Origin of the sequence: Algibacter sp. L3A6 (assembly GCF_009796825.1) — a bacterium.
GTDB lineage: Bacteria > Bacteroidota > Bacteroidia > Flavobacteriales > Flavobacteriaceae > Algibacter.
In genome coordinates this window covers 4,572,702-4,588,941 of the sequence record NZ_CP047030.1, presented here as the reverse complement: position 1 = coordinate 4,588,941, position 16,240 = coordinate 4,572,702, and the positions used below count along the sequence as shown (strand labels likewise).

Here is a 16,240-nt window from a genome sequence, read left to right as displayed (position 1 = left end):
TAAAATATGAATACCAAGTTCCTTTCCGCATCTGTCATGATGGGGCTTTTATTAGCAAGTTGTAATTCAACAAAAAACGCAAAAAACGATTTAGCTGTAAGTACACCAATAGAAACATCTATTAATTTAGATAACGTTACCGATGATAAAGCTCCTGTAGTTATAAATCCAGGGCGTTTTACTGTATCTAGCGTAACTTATAGATTACCAAGAGTGGTACAAGGAACGTATTCTGTAAGCGATTTTGGTAAGTATGTAGACGATTTTAAAGCCATTAACTATAAAGGTGAAAGTATGCCTGTAGTAAAGGTAGACGAAAACACATGGACGATTGCCAATGCAAAAGAACTGGATAAAATAACCTATTTAGTAAATGATACTTTCGATATTGAAACTAAAGGAGGTATTGGTGGCGAAGAGCCATTTTCCCCATCGGGAACCAATATAGAGCCGGAAAACTATGTGCTTAACTTACATGGTTTTATTGGGTATTTCGATATTTTAAAAAACAACCAATATAAATTAGACGTAACAGGTTCTGCCGATTTTGCTCGTACATCAGCATTACTAACTGTAAATTCTAAAACTAGTGAAGACGGTAAAAGTGTAACTACAAGTTATTTCGCAACCCGTTATTTCGATATTACCGATAACCCAATGATGTATGGTAAACTCGATGTAGAAGAGTTTATGGTTGGTGATATTAAAATTGTATTAAGCGTTTACTCGCCAAACAATGTACATTCTGCTGCGTCGTTAAAAGATGTTGTTTTTAAAATGATGCAAGCTCAAAAAGTGTTTTTAGGCGATATTAACTCAACACCTCGATACGATATTTACCTGTATTTATCTGAAGGGACAGAAGAGTCTCCAAAAGGTTTTGGCGCATTAGAGCACCACACATCTACAGTTGTAGTTTTACCAGAAGATATGGACGAGGCTACAATAGCTAGCAGCATGACAGATGTAGTATCTCACGAGTTTTTTCATATTGTAACGCCATTAAGTGTACATTCAGAAGATGTTCATTATTTCGATTACAACAACCCAACATTCTCTAAGCATTTATGGATGTACGAAGGTGTAACCGAGTATTTTGCAACACTTTTTCAGGTAAGTGAAGATCTAGTTTCAGAAGATGAGTTTTTTAACAAAATCATGGAAAAAGTACAAGCGTCTCAAAACATGAACGATGCTATGAGCTTTACCATAATGAGCGAAAATGTACTAAAAGCACCTTACAAAGATCAATATACAAACGTGTACCAAAAAGGAGCACTAATAGGTATGTGCATAGATATTATGTTACGCGAAGAAAGTAACGGTCAACGTGGTATTTTATCTTTAATGAAAGAACTATCTAATAAATACGGAAAAAACAAACCGTTTGAAGATGATAAACTTATCGACGAAATTGTAGCCATGACATACCCATCGCTACGCGACTTTTTCGACAACCATGTTATTGGCGATATTCCAATTAATTACAACCAATTTTTAAGCAAAGTAGGTTTAGAAATTACCGAAGGAAAAGTAGAAACAAGCTATGTACACAATGCAGGAACTTTATTATTTGGAGCAAATCCAGAAAAAGGAGAAGTTTTCTTTACGGAAGAAGTATCTAAAAACAGCTTCTGGAACGAGCAAGGTGTGCAACCAAACGATGTTTTAAAAGCTGTATCTGGCGAGCCATTTACAATGCAAAACGCAAACGATTTGTTACAAAAAATGTTTGCTTGGACTCCAGGAACCGATATAAACGTAACTCTAAACCGCGATGGAAAAGATATTGAAATCAATACCAAAACCACAAAATCGTACACTATGGGTAACGGTATCTTCGAAAAGAAAGATGTTACCGAAGCTCAAAAAACATTACGCGAAGCTTGGTTAAAAGGCTAAATGTAATTACATAAAAATCAAATTAAAACGATTGATGAACTGTAAAGTTTGTCAATCGTTTTTTTTATGGCGTTACCCGAAAAGGGTCGGGCTTTCTGCTATATCTTTTTACAAAGGTTTGGAGTGTTCTGTTTGTAATAGCACTTCAATTAAAACTTGCTTTCATCCTTAGTTTATAGGCTTAGCCAATTTGTAAAAAGGATGCCGCATCAATCCCTAACGCGGGTCTGTTTGTGGAGGATGTGCTAAAACCTAAACACAAGTTTCATCTTGTAATAAATTTAAGTTTTAAAATTATTTACTTAAAATACAACGCCAAAAACACACCCATATAATTGTATTAAAAACTATTGCTTTATAGAGGCATTTTCTATCTTTGCAGCATGAGTGAATTTAAAGATTTTTTTGAAAGATTACAACAAAGTGTAATCGATGATGAGTTTGTAAAGCTAACCTTAAGCAGACCTTTAAGAAAAAGTGAAGGCTTAGTAAATGTTTATGCGCGTTTGTTTATAGTTGAAGGAAAAACAGTTTTTCAATTTAAATACCGCCATACAGAAGAGGAGTTGTACAAGCAATTTTCTTTACCCGAGGCTATTGCCGAAATAGAAGAATTACTAACAAATTCGTTTAGAGGCGGAACTTTATTTACTTTAAAGGAAGACTTATTACTTGTTGTTTCTAAAAAGAAAAAGGTATCGTACAGAGAGAATGCGCCAAGTTTTAAAAATAAATTACCAGACGTACCATTAGAATCATAAGGACTTTGGTGTTTACTAGTTTATATAAAACAAAAAAGCTCAAGATTTAAATCTTGAGCTTTTTTGTTTTATAATGTGTAATCTAACTTTTTAGTACAAACTGGCTTTTAATACTCGCAACATCATTTTCTGTTACTTTTTTCGCCGATTTCTTTATTTTTTCAATAAAAATATCTGTTTCTTCTTTAGTTCCTGGAGCGCCTAAATTTTGGCCTTTAGCATTGTAAGCATCTGTAATTACATTTAAATCGGCATCTAGAATAACCCAAAACGGTAAACCCGCTTTTTCGCCGTTATATTTTTTTAGTAAATCGTTAGATCCCGGATTCTCTAAATGTTCCTTTCCTTTAGATTCTTTTACAACAACAGGCACGGTAACATAGTTTGCTTCAAAAAAGGCTTTAGTTTCATCGGCTTTCATGTCTTTCGTCATTTTTTTGCACCAACCACACCAAGAAGCTTCAAACTTTATAAATATAGCTTTGCCTTCTTTTTTAGCTTCGGTCTGCGCTTTATCTAATAAGATAGAGGTGCTTTCTTGAGCAGAAATAGAGTTGTTAAAAGCAAGTAAACCGGTAATTAAAAGGATTAAAATTTTAATTTTCATGAAAAAGTTTTTAAGGTATTATCAAATGTAAAAAAATAATTAGAGTTACTTCAATTAAAAGACTAATTCCATTTTAATATTGGCGCGTTCGTAATGGTTGTTTTCTTCCAAAGGTATTTCAATAAATCCATACTTTTTATAGACGTAAATGGCGTTTTCTAGCTTTCGGTTAGAATAAATAATAAGTTTAGGAATTTGTTTGGTTTTAGCAAAGTCAATAACGTGAAACATAAGCTTTTGCCCAATTTTAAATCCGCGATGTGCCGGAGAAACAGCCATTTTGGTTAATTCAAAATTATTAGTGCCTTCCATTTTCATTAAAGCTACTGTGCCAACAATATCATTATTCAATTTTGCGAAAAATATATGACCATCTTGGTCTATAATATGGGCTTCACAGTTTTTAAGTACCATTTCATCGTAAGGTTCTACGTAAAAAAGCGATTTTAACCACTCTATATTTAGGTTATAAAAATCTGTTGTGTATTTTTGCTCGAAAGGTATTATTTCTACCGTCATAATTGTTTGTTAGTTCTTTTTAAAAAAGCGAGAACTAAATTACGTTATATTTTTTTTAAGAGGGTATTCGATCCAAAATAATATGTGGTGCGTATATAGAACAAATGTCGACAGTACATTTAGTATTACAACTAAATTTTAAAATTATAAAATATATGGAAAATTCTAACAACAGTACAGGGCTTAAAGTGGCTTTAGGGATTGCATTGGTTTTATTTTTGGCAACTGGTTTTTACGCCATGAACCTTAATAAGAAAAGTAACGAGGTAGAGCAGGAGTTAACCGAACAAAAACGTTTGGTAATGAACGATCTTAACACAATGGCTAAACAATATGATGAGGCGATTAGTGAAAATCAAATTTCGAACAAAAATTTAATTGATGCTCGTGGTAGAATTCAAGGATTAATAGATTCTTTACAAATTTCTGAAACTAACGTAAAAAGTTTGTGGAGATACAAACAAAAATATGCATCGTTACAAAAAGAAATGGATGCCTTATTAGCACAAAATGATTCTTTACGTGTAGAGAACTCGTATTTAGCAACATCTTTAGATAGCACTAGAGTGCGTTTAGAAGAGCGTACTATTTTTACAGATTCTTTATTGATACAAAATACTGCATTAGCCGAAGTAGTTAACAATGCCTCTGTTTTAGGTGCAGTAGGTTTAAAAGGTTTTGGCGTTATAGAGCGTGCTTCTGGAAAATTAATTCCAACAGAACGTGCTAGCCGTACAGATAAAATTAGAGTTTGCTTTACAGTTCCTAAAAATGCTTTAGTACAAAGTGGAGATCAAGAATTGTATGTACAAGTTGTAGACCCATTAAACCGTACGTTAGGCTTAAACGAGCAAGTACAGTTTGATGAAACTATTGTAAACTACAGTATGATTAGTAAATTTAATTATGAAAACATAAGCCTTAATGTTTGCGAATTTGTAGCATCTGAAGGTAAAGAGAAGTTTGAAAAAGGACGTTATGTTGTTAATGTTTACAACGATAAAGATTTAGTATCAAGCTCTGAGTTTAGGCTTAAATAGACTCATTAATTAACACTTAATAGCTGAAACTCAAGTTTTTTAAACTTGAGTTTTTTTTATTTTAAAAACCACTGTTTTTGCATTTAAACCGATTTATTTGTCGTTTTGTCTTATATTTGAAAACTTAAATTAAAAACAAACCCCAAAAAATAACTTATGAAAACTATTAAATTAATTGCAAGTGCATTTCTATTAACCTTAATTGTTGGTTGTGATGCGCTAGATGAATTAACCAAATTTGAAATTAATTACACCGAATCTGTTGTTATACAATCGACCACTATCGTAGATGTGCCTTTTTTCATGGAAACTCCAGAGGTTACTACGAACTCGGAATCTACTTTTGAGAATAACAATACCAAAAAAGATTTAATAGAGTCTATTAGTCTTACTGATATGGAATTGAAGTTGATCTCACCAGAAGAGGGCGATTTTAATTTCTTGAATTCTATTAATATTTATATTTCTGCGGAAGATGAAGAGGAAATGCTAATTGCTTGGATGGAAGAGGTACCGGAAAATGCAGAAAAGAGCCTTATGCTGGAAACAACTAACGAAGATTTAAAGGTGTATATTAAAAGTGATGCTTATACGCTTAGAGTAGAAGCTGTAACGGATGAATTAATTTCTGAAGACCATAATATTGATGTGAATTCTACATTTTTTGTAGATGCTAAAATATTTGGATTATAATATTATTACAAGTAGTTGTGGTGGTTTAAATGGCTCTTTACTTTATAGAACTACCGCTGCGAGCTATGCGCAAGGGATAGCAGTGTAAAGCCCACAGTAAGCCCGATGAGAATCGGGCTTACGAGGACTTGCAACGTATAGCCCGACCCGATAGGGTTGCGCCCAAAATAAAGTTATTGACTAGAGTTTCTACTTATCTTTTTTTGCATTACCTTTGTTTACCAAATACGTTTGGAACACCATATGAGTCAAAAAGTTTTACTTAACGCTAAAGCCATAAATATCATTCTTCACAGATTGGCTTGCCAGCTTATTGAACGACATCACGATTTTTCGAATACCGTTTTAATTGGTTTGCAACCACGTGGTGTGTTTTTAGCGAGCCGATTGGCCAAAATTTTAACCGAAGATTATAAAATTAAAGATATTAAATTAGGGCAATTGGATATTACCTTTTATCGTGACGATTTTAGACGTAGCGATAAACCGTTGGAAGCCAATGCTACTAAAATTAATTTTTTAGTTGAAGATAAAAATGTAGTTTTTGTGGACGATGTTTTATACACTGGACGTAGTATTCGTTCGGCTTTAACAGCTATACAGTCGTTTGGGAGACCGCAAGAAATTGAGCTTTTAACACTTATTGATAGACGTTTTAGTAGACATTTACCGATACAGCCCGATTACCGTGGCCGCCAGGTAGATGTTATTAACAACGAAAAAGTGAAAGTAAACTGGACGGAGCAAGATGGTGAAGACGCAGTTTATTTAATTGAAAAATAGTTTTTAAGTTTTAAAAGAAGCTAGGTAATATACAATTTGAACAACTGGCAACTATTGGGGCCAACTGAATATTAAAATCATGAGCGAATTAAGTGTAAACCACTTATTAGGTATTAAATACCTGAACAAACAGGATATTCAACTTATTTTTGAAACGGCCGATCATTTTAAAGAAGTGATAAACCGACCGATTAAAAAGGTGCCTTCGCTGCGTGATATTACCATTGCCAATTTATTTTTCGAAAATTCTACGAGAACAAAATTATCGTTCGAGTTGGCAGAGAAACGTTTGTCGGCCGATGTGTTAAATTTTTCTTCGGCACAATCTTCTGTTAAAAAAGGAGAAACTTTAATTGATACGGTAAACAATATTTTATCCATGAAAGTGGATATGGTTGTAATGCGGCACCCAAACCCTGGTGCTGGTGTGTTTTTATCTAAACATGTTAAGGCAAGTATTATAAATGCTGGAGATGGTGCACATGAGCACCCAACGCAAGCCTTGTTAGATTCGTATTCTATTAGAGAGAAATTAGGCGGTGTTAAAGGGAAAAAAGTGGTTATTGTTGGAGATATTCTGCATAGTAGAGTAGCGCTGTCTAACATATTTGCATTGCAATTACAAGGTGCTGAGGTTATGGTTTGCGGACCAAAAACTTTATTACCAAAATATATTGATAAATTAGGGGTAAAGGTAGAAACCGATTTGAGGAAAGCTTTAAATTGGTGCGATGTTGCTAATATGCTACGTGTACAAAACGAACGTATGGATATTAGTTATTTTCCATCAACACGAGAATATACGCAACAATTTGGAGTTACAAAAGATTTGCTAAATTCGCTGGATAAAGAAATTACCATTATGCATCCCGGACCAATAAACCGTGGCGTAGAGATTACGAGCGATGTTGCCGATTCTGATCAGGCTATAATTCTAGATCAGGTGCAAAATGGCGTTGCCGTACGTATGGCGGTAATTTATTTATTGGCATCTAAAATAAAACAATAGTTATGATTATTGATCAAAAAGAAAATACATCTATTATTACTCAAGAGAAAGCTACGAGTATAGAATTGATAAAAAAAATACAAGCTTTATATCCTAAGTTTAAAAACAATAATATTATTGTTGCTTTAACATCTTTAGATGCTATAAGTACGGATGAGGTTGTAGAGTTTTTACAAATTTCTAATACACATCGTGCTGCTAAACATTCTTTCGTTATTGTATCTAGTAAAATAGATTTAGACGAAGCTCCAGAAGATTTAGCTATTGTGCCTACCTTACAAGAAGCTCACGACCTTATCGAAATGGAGGTTATGGAACGCGACTTAGGTTTGTAAAATGAGTACACTCTATTTAGCCCAAGTAAATATTGCCAAATGTTTGGCACCACTTAGCGATCCCATTATGCAAGGTTTTATAAATAATGTGGATAAAATGAATGCCATTGCCGATAAAAGCGAAGGTTTTGTTTGGCGTTTAAAAGATGAGGATAAAGATGCTGCTGTTTTAGTTTTTAAAGATGATACTTTAATTATTAATATATCGGTTTGGGAAAGTAGAGAAGCCCTTTTTAATTACACTTACAATTCTGACCATATTGAAGTTTTTAAGCGTAAAAAAGAATGGTTTAGCAAAATTAAAATGATGCATCTTGCGTTTTGGTACGTACCAGAAGGTTATATACCAACGTTTCAGGATGCTAAAGATAGATTAGATTATTTAAATGTACACGGCGAAACTCCTTATGCTTTTTCTTTTAAAAGTAAGTTTACAGCAGCCGATGCCTTACAATACAAAACACTAAATTAAAATTTATGAAGCTCACTATTTTAGGCTGTTATAGCGCTACTCCAAGAGCTTTAACCAATACTACATCTCAGGTTTTAGAAATTAATAATCATATGTTTCTAATTGATTGTGGAGAAGGTACACAGGTACATTTACGTAGACATAAAATTAAATTCAATAGAATTAAGCATGTGTTTATTTCACATTTACATGGCGATCACTTTTTTGGGTTAGTAGGTTTAATTTCAACCTTTAGATTGTTGAAAAGAGAAGCCGATTTGCATGTTTATGGTCCAAAAGGCATCAAAGAAATTGTAATACTACAAATGAAATTGGCCGATTCTTGGACTAATTACAACTTGTATTTCCATGAGTTATCTTCTAAGCAATCTCAACTGGTATATGAAGATGATGTGGTTGAGGTACACACCATTCCTTTAGAGCATCGTATATATACTAACGGTTATTTGTTTAAGGAAAAGGAAGGTGAGCGTAAATTAGATGTAGATTTAGCAGAAGAAGCCAATATAAATGTAGCTTACTATAGAAAGTTAAAACAAGGTTTTGATGTTGAGAACGAAGATGGTGTTTTAATTAGAAATGAAAGCGTTACAAGTGATGCTGAAAAACCTAAAAGTTACGCCTTTTGCAGTGATACAGTCTATAAGGAAGATATTGTACCCATTATAAAAGATGTAGATGTATTATATCATGAATCGACATTTTTAGAAAAACATGCACATTTAGGACCAAAAACTAAACATTCTACAGCTAAAGAAGCTGCTAGCATTGCTAAGCAAGCCAATGTGGGCACTTTAGTTTTGGGGCATTTTTCTACACGTTATGGCGGTTTGGAAGGCTTTAAAACGGAAGCCGAGGAGGTTTTTGATAATGTAAAGCTAAGCGGAGACGGTAAGGTGTTTGATTTTAGTTAATGGTTGCCATTATTTCTGTTACACTTTTAGCTTCTTAAATTTTTGTAGCCAGCATATGGCTTCTTCTAAGGATAAGCAGCGTTTTAGTTTTTTTTGTGAAAAGTATTTTTCTAGGGTAGCTACTTTATAGCTCGAGTTTTGGTAAGTTATTATGGCGCTTGCAACCATAAAGTTATATTCGGTATGAGCTCTCACCCAATTGTTAGGGTCTACAGAGTAATTGTTTATTCTATTTGAGATAAACCCAACTTTTGCATCTTTACCATAAAACTCTAAGATTGTATTAATTGTGACAGAGCATTTATCCCAATCAAAATGTACGCCTTCATTTAATTCTGAAATTACAATGTTGTTACAGAAATAGTATGTTCCGAAGGGAAGTTCAATTTCCTTATGCGTCATACTATTAAAGTATTTTGAGGTTTTAAATTGCATCTGTAATTATTTAACACTTTAAATATATGAAAATTCGTACTTAATAAAAATTTATAGAATCTTTTTTTTTTGTTAATTTGTACCTATGGAAAAGGACTTAAGTAACTATAGAAAATCTTATGATAAAGGTGAATTGCTTTTAGAAGAAGTACCAGAAAACCCGTTAGAATTATTTCAAAAGTGGTTTCATGAAGTAGATTTACACTTTGCTGAAGATGAAACAAATGCGATGACGGTTTCAACTTTAGGGTTAGATGGTTTTCCAAAAAACAGAGTGGTGCTTTTAAAGCGCTACACCTACGAAGGATTTATTTTTTATACTAATTATGAAAGTGAAAAAGGAAAAGCTATAGCAGCGAACCCTAATGTTTGCTTATCCTTTTTTTGGCATGGAGCAGAACGACAAATTATTATAAAAGGACGTGCAGAAAAAATTGCTGAGAATATGAGCGATGGTTATTTTGAGTCTCGACCTGTTGGCAGTCAGTTAGGTGCATTAGTTTCTAACCAAAGTGAAGTAATCCCAAATCGTGAGTATCTTGAGACTAAACTGTCGGAATTAGAAAAAGAATATGAGGGTAAACCCATTTTAAGACCAAAATATTGGGGTGGCTATATTGTAAAGCCAGTTGAAATAGAGTTTTGGCAAGGTCGACCTAATAGATTACATGATAGAATTAGGTATCAACTTCAAAAAGATTATAGCTGGTTGATAAACCGTTTATCTTCATAAAATAACGTTGAAATACATTTTTAATTTTTAAAACGTGTATTTCAACGATTAAAAGCAATTAAAATCGATGAAATGCATGTTGTTGGTCGATTTTAACATTTCTTTAACACTTTCTTTTAAGTAGGCGAATATCTTTGTTGAACCCAAAGCAATAATTCAAAAAATACCTACTTATGAAATCACTTCTAAAATTTCCGTTAATAGCTCTGATAGCTATGTTTTCTTTTTCCTGTTCTACTGAAAGTGTGGATGATGGTACAGAACAAATTCAAATTGAAGAAACTACTATCCAAGCCAAAACTATTGAGGTAGAAACTTTAGAATTAATTAACGATTATAGAATGTCTCAAGGTTTAAATACTTTAAGTGATATGAATATTGTGAAATCTGTAGCTTATAGCCACACAGATTATATGTTAGAAAATAATGAAATCTCTCACGATAACTTTTTTAAGAGAAGTGAGTATTTAAAATCTCATACGGGAGCTGCAAGGGTTTCAGAAAATGTGGCTTACGGTTACAGCTCAGCTCAAACTTTAGTGAAAGCTTGGTTAGCAAGTGATGGACACCGTAAAAATATTGAAGGTGATTTTACAAACTTTGATATATCAGCAGAACAAAATGAAGAAGGTAGATGGTATTACACTAATATCTTTATTAAAAAATAAAGTAACTACGTTACTAGAGCATACCTATTTATTTACTAATTAATAGCCATAATGAGTTAAACAGGTAAGTTAATAACAATTTGAAGTGTTGTTATCTAGTTTAAAGTATAAAAATCCTCTGATGAAAATCAGGGGATTTTTTTTGTGTATAAAATTCAAATTAAACACATTGCATATTGAACATGTTTTCGTCTATTTAGACATCTTAAATCTTCCTGTTTATTCTTATTATTTTGTTTAATTATAACTCAACTTAAGTTATTAAAAAATAATAGGTTTTTTTACGAGTATTTTGAAATTTGTAGGCTTTACGGCACTTTCGGTCAAAATATGACCATAATTTATACTAATTGCGCTATAATTTATGATGTTAAATCTTAATTCTCACTAATATTGAATTCAATAAGGAAGCGATTTGTAATTATGATTTAATACTCATAATTCAATTACTCAAACCTAAGAAATAGAATTAGAAAAGATTATAGATATTAAATATGAGGCATATGAAATTACAAATTTTAGGCGCATTTGTTGTAACACTCCTAATGGTAAACTGTGGTAAAAAGAAAAGTGAAGTTGCAGTAGAAGCAAGTTTTGATGTTGATGCGCAATTAGCGTATTGTGTTGAGCAAACTGCTAATGCTTTAAAATTAGTTCCAGCCGAAGGAGATATTCCTAGAAATATAGCTCCAGACAGTAAAGAGTGGCGTTATGTAGATTATAAAGATTGGACTAGTGGCTTTTGGCCAGGTGAACTTTGGTATTTATATGAGTTTAATAATGAACAAGCATGGGAAGCATCTGCCGATAAATTCACAGAATATCTTAGACCATTATCTGTAACTCCTGCCTTAGATCACGATTTAGGTTTTCAGGTCTATAATAGTTTTGGAAATGGTTACCGCTTAACTAAAAATCCAGATTATAAAGATGTTATTTTAAAAACAGCCGATACTTTAGCCACATTATTTAATCCTAATGTTGGTACTATTTTATCTTGGCCTAGAGATGTGCCAAATATGGAATGGCCACAGCACAACACTATTATGGACAACATGATCAATTTAGAGTTGTTGTTTTGGGCATCTAAAAATGGCGATAATAGAGCATTGTATGATATGGCTGTTAGCCATGCCGATGTTACTATGGAAAATCATTTTAGACCAGATTATACATCATACCACGTGGTTGTTTATGATAAAGATACAGGAGAAAAAATTAAAGGTGTAACACACCAAGGTTATAGCGATAGTAGTATGTGGGCACGTGGACAATCGTGGGCTATTTATGGTTATACTATGGTTTATAGAGAAACTAAAGATCCTAAATATTTAGATTTTGCACAAAAAGTAACTCAGGTGTATTTAGATCGTTTACCAGAAGATTTAATACCATATTGGGACTTTGATGCTCCAGATATTCCAAATACCACTAGAGACGCTTCTGCGGCCGCTGTAGTAGCTTCTGCGTTGTTAGAGCTATCAACGCTTACTAAAGATGAAAATTTAGCTAAAGAATATAGAAACAAAGGCGAAGGTATGTTAATAGAACTTTCTAAAAACTACCAAAGTAAAGATATAAATACCGCATGTTTATTGCATTCTACAGGTCATGCACCGGCAGGATCAGAGATTGATTATTCAATTGTTTATGCCGATTACTATTACGTTGAAGCCTTATTAAGACTTAAAAAACTGAACGAAGGTATTCCTGTTTTAGCAGCTTTGCACAAAATATAAATTACAAAAGAGGTTATTATTTTATAAGAAATGATAACCTCTTTTTTATGTCTTCAATTATTTTCTTGAAACAAAAGACTTTTCTTTTTTCATTATTGAAAATACTACCTTCGATATCACGCAACCAATTGCTAATAGTTGCATCTTCGGGAAAAGCTCAAGATTATGAAATACAAAATTTACCTTATTGCCTTAGTTTTTATTGGAAGTTTATGTCTGTCTTGCGAATCGGACGACATATCTTATCAAAACAGTTTTGAAAATAGTCTTGAAGCTTTAGATACTTTCAAAATAGAGACTAATAACTCATACACATATACTGTACAAAATGGTTCTTGGGTGGGATGGTCTAATGAAACGACAATAACAGTAATTAATGGTGAGGTTACTCAAAGACATTTTAAATATTTTATACCAGAAGGTTTAGATGTTAATTTATCTGAAGAGGAATTAGAGTGGATAGAAAATGGAGTAGAAGTTGGAAGTCATACCTCAGGAGCTCAGGCTTTAACCTTAGATGCTATCTACAATAAAGCTGAAAATGAATGGTTGGTTAAAAGAAAAAATGCTAAAACTTACTTTGAAACAGAGAATAAAGGATTAATATCAGTTTGTGGTTATACTCCAGATAATTGCACAGACGATTGTTTTAATGGTATTAGAATAATACATATTGAAGGAATTTAGAGATTATTATCATTTCACTTAGTAATAAGATAAAATAAAAACGGGTTGAAAAAGCAATAAATTTTTTCAACCCGTTTTTTATGTTTTAAATTTAATTATTTACTCTGTTTTTGGAATTTCTTACTAAAAACTAAAAAGAGTACACCGCATAAAATCCAAGCAGGTAGTGTTACAAAAGATAAAAACACATCAAACTGAATGGAAATAAAGTAGAAAACACCAAAGCTAATAGCCCAAGCCCAAAACACCGATTTATTGAACGATAAGTTAGCCACTTCAGCATAGTTTTTAATGATGCCGACTTTTTTATGAAAAAAGTGTTCAAATACAATAATAGCTCCAAAAGGCGCTAAAATAAAACCGTAAAGTGCAACAAAACTTAAAAGTTTCATGGCAAATGCTGGGAAAAGCCCTGCTACAGTTGCTATAGCTCCCGCTAAAAGGGTAACCTTTGCTGTAGATAGTTTTGGTAAAATAGCCTGAAACGCTAAGCCAGCTCTATATATTGTTGGGTTTGCAGTGGTCCAACCTGCTAAAACAACTGCTATAATACCGAAAACACCTATAGCATTATAAGCTAGAGGCCCTGGTGCTACAGGAGGAGCATCACCATTGCTTAAAAAAGTTAGTGCTTCGGGAGATTTTAAGTAAACGGCATATAATAATGCAGCCGCAATCCATGCCATATAATGACCTACGTACATACCTGCTGCTGTTGCCCAGCCTGCTTTAGCCTTTTTTGCAAATCTAAAAACTGATAAATCCGACATACCAATATGCATGGCGCCATTAGCAAACCAAGACCAAATTACAACATGCCAAAACGTGAATTTTATTTGCCCCGGAAAGGGCTCTGAGCCTTCACCCCAAATATTCCAAAAATCACTAAAACTAGCTACGCCCAATTGATTAAGAGCTACTATGCCACAAGCTAAAAAAGCGATTACAATTATTGGCGACATTAAATTAGCAGCTTTGGTAACCATATCGTAACCACGTGCTGCAATTATAGATATTACGGCTCCAATAATTATTACGATAATAATCCAAGTAAAACCGTTAGGCATCGTGTCTGTTAGTTTTGGCATAGGCATGTTAAACGGTATGCCTACTGCTGTAGCAGATACCGTTATCATAGACCCTGCTAAAAAGCAGAATAAAATACCGTTAGCTAAGTTATAACCTGTAACTAATTTTTTACCACATATTTTTTCTAACTGAAAGTATAAAGTCAATCTGTTTTTAATTGCTATTTCTGCAGTTAAAAACCGCCAACTTAAAACAGCTAATAGATTTCCTAATAGCAAACCAATAATTAAATCGAAAGCACTTACACCTGCTGTTAAAAACAAGGGGCCAATCATAAACTCAGTTCCGGCAGCATGTTCTCCGGCATACATACCAATAAAACTCTTCCATCCTTTTAATTTGGATTTTGGTACTGGAGTTCTTTCAAATTCTCCTCCTGCAATATCTTCAATTGCATCTTGTTCTATACTTATTTGGCTCATTTAGTTTAGGTTTATAGAGTGGTTAGTTCCGTCTAGTAATTTAGTATGTGCTATTTAATTATAAAGGGTACATGTTTTTTTAGTGAGTAATTTTTACGCAAAAATTTAGAATTTAATTTTTTATCTGAAATAGAAATGGCTGCACCTAATGCAGACCCTAAAGACGAATCGGTGGTACGTAACTTCATGTCTCTACAATAATGTGATAGTAATTTTACAAAAAGGTCGTTATCACTAAAACCTCCATCAATATAAAGGCGTTTAACATCATCATTACCAATAACATCTTTTATACTTTTTATTTGAAGCAGAACAAGTTCCGTCATTAATTGATGATAGGCATATTCAAACTTATCGTAGGTTATATGAGTTTCCTTTGGCATATCTTGATCAATTAACCCTTCCCATGTAAACATGTGTTTAAAATCGTGTAATATTTCAGAATAGATATCATAGTCAAACTTTACATGACGATGATAATCTTCATCCACACCAAACCGTTTACTAAGTTTTTCTATTTGAATTTTATACTCGTTACCTAAAAATAAACGTGTTGCTTTTACTGGTTTTCCATTGATTCGCATGTAATTAATAGAGTCTTCAGCATCGGAATCTTCAACAATAGGATGATCTGTAAATGGGTTTAAAGTAATGCTCCAAGTTCCTGTGGATACTAATACAAACTTCTTTTTTACACTACGCACATAAGGCAATAAAGCCGACGAACTATCGTGAATACCCACACCAATTTTAATACGTTTCCCGTTGTAATTCATGTTAATACTCGTTTCTGTAGAAACAATAATTGGTAAAATTTTATGAAGTTCTTCTTTGTAAACCCAACTGTGATAATCTTTTTTTGTGTAATCCCAAAGCCCTGTGTGGCAGCCAATACTGGTGTATTCGCTTAAGGCTATTCCTGTAAAAATAAAACTGAGATACTGCGGTAAATGTAGCGAGTATTTTATTTTTTTGAATATTTCGGGTTTGGTATGTTTTATCCAATAAAGCTGTAAACCAGAATTTAAAAGACTTAAATCAAAACAACCAGTTGTTTTTAAAAAATCTTCTCTAGGACCATATTTTTCAACAAATTCGTTAACAATACTTTTGTCAATTTGCTTGGTGTAATTATATAGTGGAGTAAGCACTTCACCATTTTCATCTAGGTGCACAAAGCTGGCACCATAAGTTGAAAAATTTATAGCTTGAATATTATATTCTGAAGCTTCAAGAATGTTTTGAAACACTTTTTTTAGCCATTCTTGAAGCGCTTTTAGGTTCTCGGTAGGATGTCCATCTTCATCTTGAATTTCATCAAAGCTTATGTATTCCTTATAAACTTCTTTGTAATCACTATCAAAAAGAAAGAATTTTTTATTGGTTTTTCCTATGTCGAATACGGCAGTTACATTTATCATTTTAAAATAAA

18 protein-coding genes are annotated in these 16,240 nt (G+C 33.0%); 13 read left to right on the top strand and 5 right to left on the bottom strand.

Translation table 11 applies throughout. From position 1 onward, the window contains the following. The first annotated feature begins 6 nt into the window (after positions 1–6). Positions 7–1,902, top strand: coding sequence for a peptidase M61 (locus tag GQR98_RS18800; protein WP_159021011.1), 1,896 nt, complete (start codon positions 7–9; stop codon positions 1,900–1,902). A gap of 383 nt (positions 1,903–2,285) precedes the next feature. Beyond that, the gene (locus GQR98_RS18795) at positions 2,286–2,663 is read left to right on the top strand and encodes a hypothetical protein (protein WP_159021010.1); all 378 of its coding nucleotides are present in this window, start codon (positions 2,286–2,288) and stop codon (positions 2,661–2,663) included. Between the two features lie 82 nt (positions 2,664–2,745). Here GQR98_RS18795 and GQR98_RS18790 read toward each other — a convergent pair whose 3' ends face one another. Together GQR98_RS18790 and GQR98_RS18785 are read right to left on the bottom strand one after the other, a co-directional pair. Then, a complete protein-coding gene (locus tag GQR98_RS18790; protein WP_159021009.1) occupies positions 2,746–3,270 on the bottom strand; it encodes a thioredoxin family protein in 525 nt (174 codons plus the stop codon). 54 nt (positions 3,271–3,324) lie between these two features. Beyond that, positions 3,325–3,789 carry a GNAT family N-acetyltransferase gene (locus tag GQR98_RS18785; protein ID WP_159021008.1) on the bottom strand — a complete coding sequence of 155 codons (465 nt, stop codon included), beginning with the start codon at positions 3,787–3,789 and terminating at the stop codon, positions 3,325–3,327. 155 nt (positions 3,790–3,944) lie between these two features. Between GQR98_RS18785 and GQR98_RS18780 the strand changes: the two genes are divergently transcribed. The 7 genes from GQR98_RS18780 to GQR98_RS18750 all read left to right on the top strand — a co-directional run bounded on the left by GQR98_RS18780 (position 3,945) and on the right by GQR98_RS18750 (position 9,035). After that, the gene (locus tag GQR98_RS18780) at positions 3,945–4,829 is read left to right on the top strand and encodes a chromosome partitioning protein ParA (protein ID WP_159021007.1); all 885 of its coding nucleotides are present in this window, start codon (positions 3,945–3,947) and stop codon (positions 4,827–4,829) included. Positions 4,830–4,985: 156 nt separating this feature from the next. Continuing rightward, the gene (locus GQR98_RS18775) at positions 4,986–5,522 is read left to right on the top strand and encodes a hypothetical protein (RefSeq protein WP_159021006.1); all 537 of its coding nucleotides are present in this window, start codon (positions 4,986–4,988) and stop codon (positions 5,520–5,522) included. Between the two features lie 243 nt (positions 5,523–5,765). Then, positions 5,766–6,305, top strand: a complete 540-nt coding sequence (gene pyrR / locus GQR98_RS18770; RefSeq protein WP_159021005.1) for a bifunctional pyr operon transcriptional regulator/uracil phosphoribosyltransferase PyrR — start codon at positions 5,766–5,768, stop codon at positions 6,303–6,305. A 79-nt stretch (positions 6,306–6,384) separates the two neighbouring features. Beyond that, the gene (locus tag GQR98_RS18765; RefSeq protein WP_159021004.1) at positions 6,385–7,314 is read left to right on the top strand and encodes an aspartate carbamoyltransferase catalytic subunit; all 930 of its coding nucleotides are present in this window, start codon (positions 6,385–6,387) and stop codon (positions 7,312–7,314) included. A gap of 2 nt (positions 7,315–7,316) precedes the next feature. Continuing rightward, complete coding sequence (locus tag GQR98_RS18760; RefSeq protein ID WP_159021003.1) at positions 7,317–7,649, top strand: ribonuclease Z; 333 nt, start codon at positions 7,317–7,319, stop codon at positions 7,647–7,649. Position 7,650: 1 nt separating this feature from the next. After that, positions 7,651–8,121 (top strand): DUF3291 domain-containing protein, encoded by a 471-nt coding sequence (locus GQR98_RS18755; protein ID WP_159021002.1) that lies wholly within the window; start codon positions 7,651–7,653, stop codon positions 8,119–8,121. Between the two features lie 5 nt (positions 8,122–8,126). Next, positions 8,127–9,035: a ribonuclease Z gene (locus GQR98_RS18750; RefSeq protein WP_159021001.1), complete on the top strand. Its 909-nt coding sequence runs from the start codon at positions 8,127–8,129 to the stop codon at positions 9,033–9,035. 18 nt (positions 9,036–9,053) lie between these two features. Here the strand turns inward: GQR98_RS18750 and GQR98_RS18745 are convergent, their stop codons facing one another. After that, positions 9,054–9,470: a hypothetical protein gene (locus tag GQR98_RS18745; protein ID WP_159021000.1), complete on the bottom strand. Its 417-nt coding sequence runs from the start codon at positions 9,468–9,470 to the stop codon at positions 9,054–9,056. 85 nt (positions 9,471–9,555) lie between these two features. Here GQR98_RS18745 and pdxH point away from each other — a divergent pair, with 85 nt between their 5' ends. From pdxH to GQR98_RS18725, 4 genes are all read left to right on the top strand, one after another. Further along, on the top strand, positions 9,556–10,203 hold the full coding sequence (gene pdxH / locus GQR98_RS18740; RefSeq protein ID WP_159020999.1) for a pyridoxamine 5'-phosphate oxidase: 648 nt from the start codon (positions 9,556–9,558) through the stop codon (positions 10,201–10,203). Positions 10,204–10,376: 173 nt separating this feature from the next. Continuing rightward, a complete protein-coding gene (locus GQR98_RS18735) occupies positions 10,377–10,871 on the top strand; it encodes a CAP domain-containing protein (RefSeq protein ID WP_159020998.1) in 495 nt (164 codons plus the stop codon). Between the two features lie 503 nt (positions 10,872–11,374). Continuing rightward, positions 11,375–12,610 (top strand): glycoside hydrolase family 88 protein, encoded by a 1,236-nt coding sequence (locus GQR98_RS18730; protein WP_159020997.1) that lies wholly within the window; start codon positions 11,375–11,377, stop codon positions 12,608–12,610. Between the two features lie 165 nt (positions 12,611–12,775). Beyond that, positions 12,776–13,297: a hypothetical protein gene (locus GQR98_RS18725; RefSeq protein ID WP_159020996.1), complete on the top strand. Its 522-nt coding sequence runs from the start codon at positions 12,776–12,778 to the stop codon at positions 13,295–13,297. A 95-nt stretch (positions 13,298–13,392) separates the two neighbouring features. On the opposite strand, the gene GQR98_RS18720 is transcribed toward GQR98_RS18725, so the two are convergent. Both GQR98_RS18720 and GQR98_RS18715 read right to left on the bottom strand, forming a co-directional pair. Beyond that, positions 13,393–14,808 (bottom strand): purine-cytosine permease family protein, encoded by a 1,416-nt coding sequence (locus tag GQR98_RS18720; protein ID WP_159020995.1) that lies wholly within the window; start codon positions 14,806–14,808, stop codon positions 13,393–13,395. Between the two features lie 50 nt (positions 14,809–14,858). Then, positions 14,859–16,229, bottom strand: coding sequence for an FGGY-family carbohydrate kinase (locus tag GQR98_RS18715; protein ID WP_159020994.1), 1,371 nt, complete (start codon positions 16,227–16,229; stop codon positions 14,859–14,861). Positions 16,230–16,240 lie beyond the last annotated feature (11 nt).

Bases quoted from the DNA above. Each gene is read 5' to 3' on its own strand.
- GQR98_RS18730 (WP_159020997.1), top strand. From the start codon at position 11,375: ATGAAATTACAAATTTTAGGCGCATTTGTTGTAACACTCCTAATGGTA.
- GQR98_RS18780 (WP_159021007.1), top strand. From the start codon at position 3,945: ATGGAAAATTCTAACAACAGTACAGGGCTTAAAGTGGCTTTAGGGATT.
- GQR98_RS18760 (WP_159021003.1), top strand. From the start codon at position 7,317: ATGATTATTGATCAAAAAGAAAATACATCTATTATTACTCAAGAGAAA.
- GQR98_RS18785 (WP_159021008.1), bottom strand. From the start codon at position 3,789: ATGACGGTAGAAATAATACCTTTCGAGCAAAAATACACAACAGATTTT.
- GQR98_RS18795 (WP_159021010.1), top strand. From the start codon at position 2,286: ATGAGTGAATTTAAAGATTTTTTTGAAAGATTACAACAAAGTGTAATC.
- GQR98_RS18790 (WP_159021009.1), bottom strand. From the start codon at position 3,270: ATGAAAATTAAAATTTTAATCCTTTTAATTACCGGTTTACTTGCTTTT.
- GQR98_RS18775 (WP_159021006.1), top strand. From the start codon at position 4,986: ATGAAAACTATTAAATTAATTGCAAGTGCATTTCTATTAACCTTAATT.
- pyrR (WP_159021005.1), top strand. From the start codon at position 5,766: ATGAGTCAAAAAGTTTTACTTAACGCTAAAGCCATAAATATCATTCTT.
- GQR98_RS18755 (WP_159021002.1), top strand. From the start codon at position 7,651: ATGAGTACACTCTATTTAGCCCAAGTAAATATTGCCAAATGTTTGGCA.
- GQR98_RS18735 (WP_159020998.1), top strand. From the start codon at position 10,377: ATGAAATCACTTCTAAAATTTCCGTTAATAGCTCTGATAGCTATGTTT.
- GQR98_RS18800 (WP_159021011.1), top strand. From the start codon at position 7: ATGAATACCAAGTTCCTTTCCGCATCTGTCATGATGGGGCTTTTATTA.
- GQR98_RS18720 (WP_159020995.1), bottom strand. From the start codon at position 14,808: ATGAGCCAAATAAGTATAGAACAAGATGCAATTGAAGATATTGCAGGA.
- GQR98_RS18750 (WP_159021001.1), top strand. From the start codon at position 8,127: ATGAAGCTCACTATTTTAGGCTGTTATAGCGCTACTCCAAGAGCTTTA.
- GQR98_RS18725 (WP_159020996.1), top strand. From the start codon at position 12,776: ATGAAATACAAAATTTACCTTATTGCCTTAGTTTTTATTGGAAGTTTA.
- GQR98_RS18715 (WP_159020994.1), bottom strand. From the start codon at position 16,229: ATGATAAATGTAACTGCCGTATTCGACATAGGAAAAACCAATAAAAAA.
- pdxH (WP_159020999.1), top strand. From the start codon at position 9,556: ATGGAAAAGGACTTAAGTAACTATAGAAAATCTTATGATAAAGGTGAA.
- GQR98_RS18745 (WP_159021000.1), bottom strand. From the start codon at position 9,470: ATGCAATTTAAAACCTCAAAATACTTTAATAGTATGACGCATAAGGAA.
- GQR98_RS18765 (WP_159021004.1), top strand. From the start codon at position 6,385: ATGAGCGAATTAAGTGTAAACCACTTATTAGGTATTAAATACCTGAAC.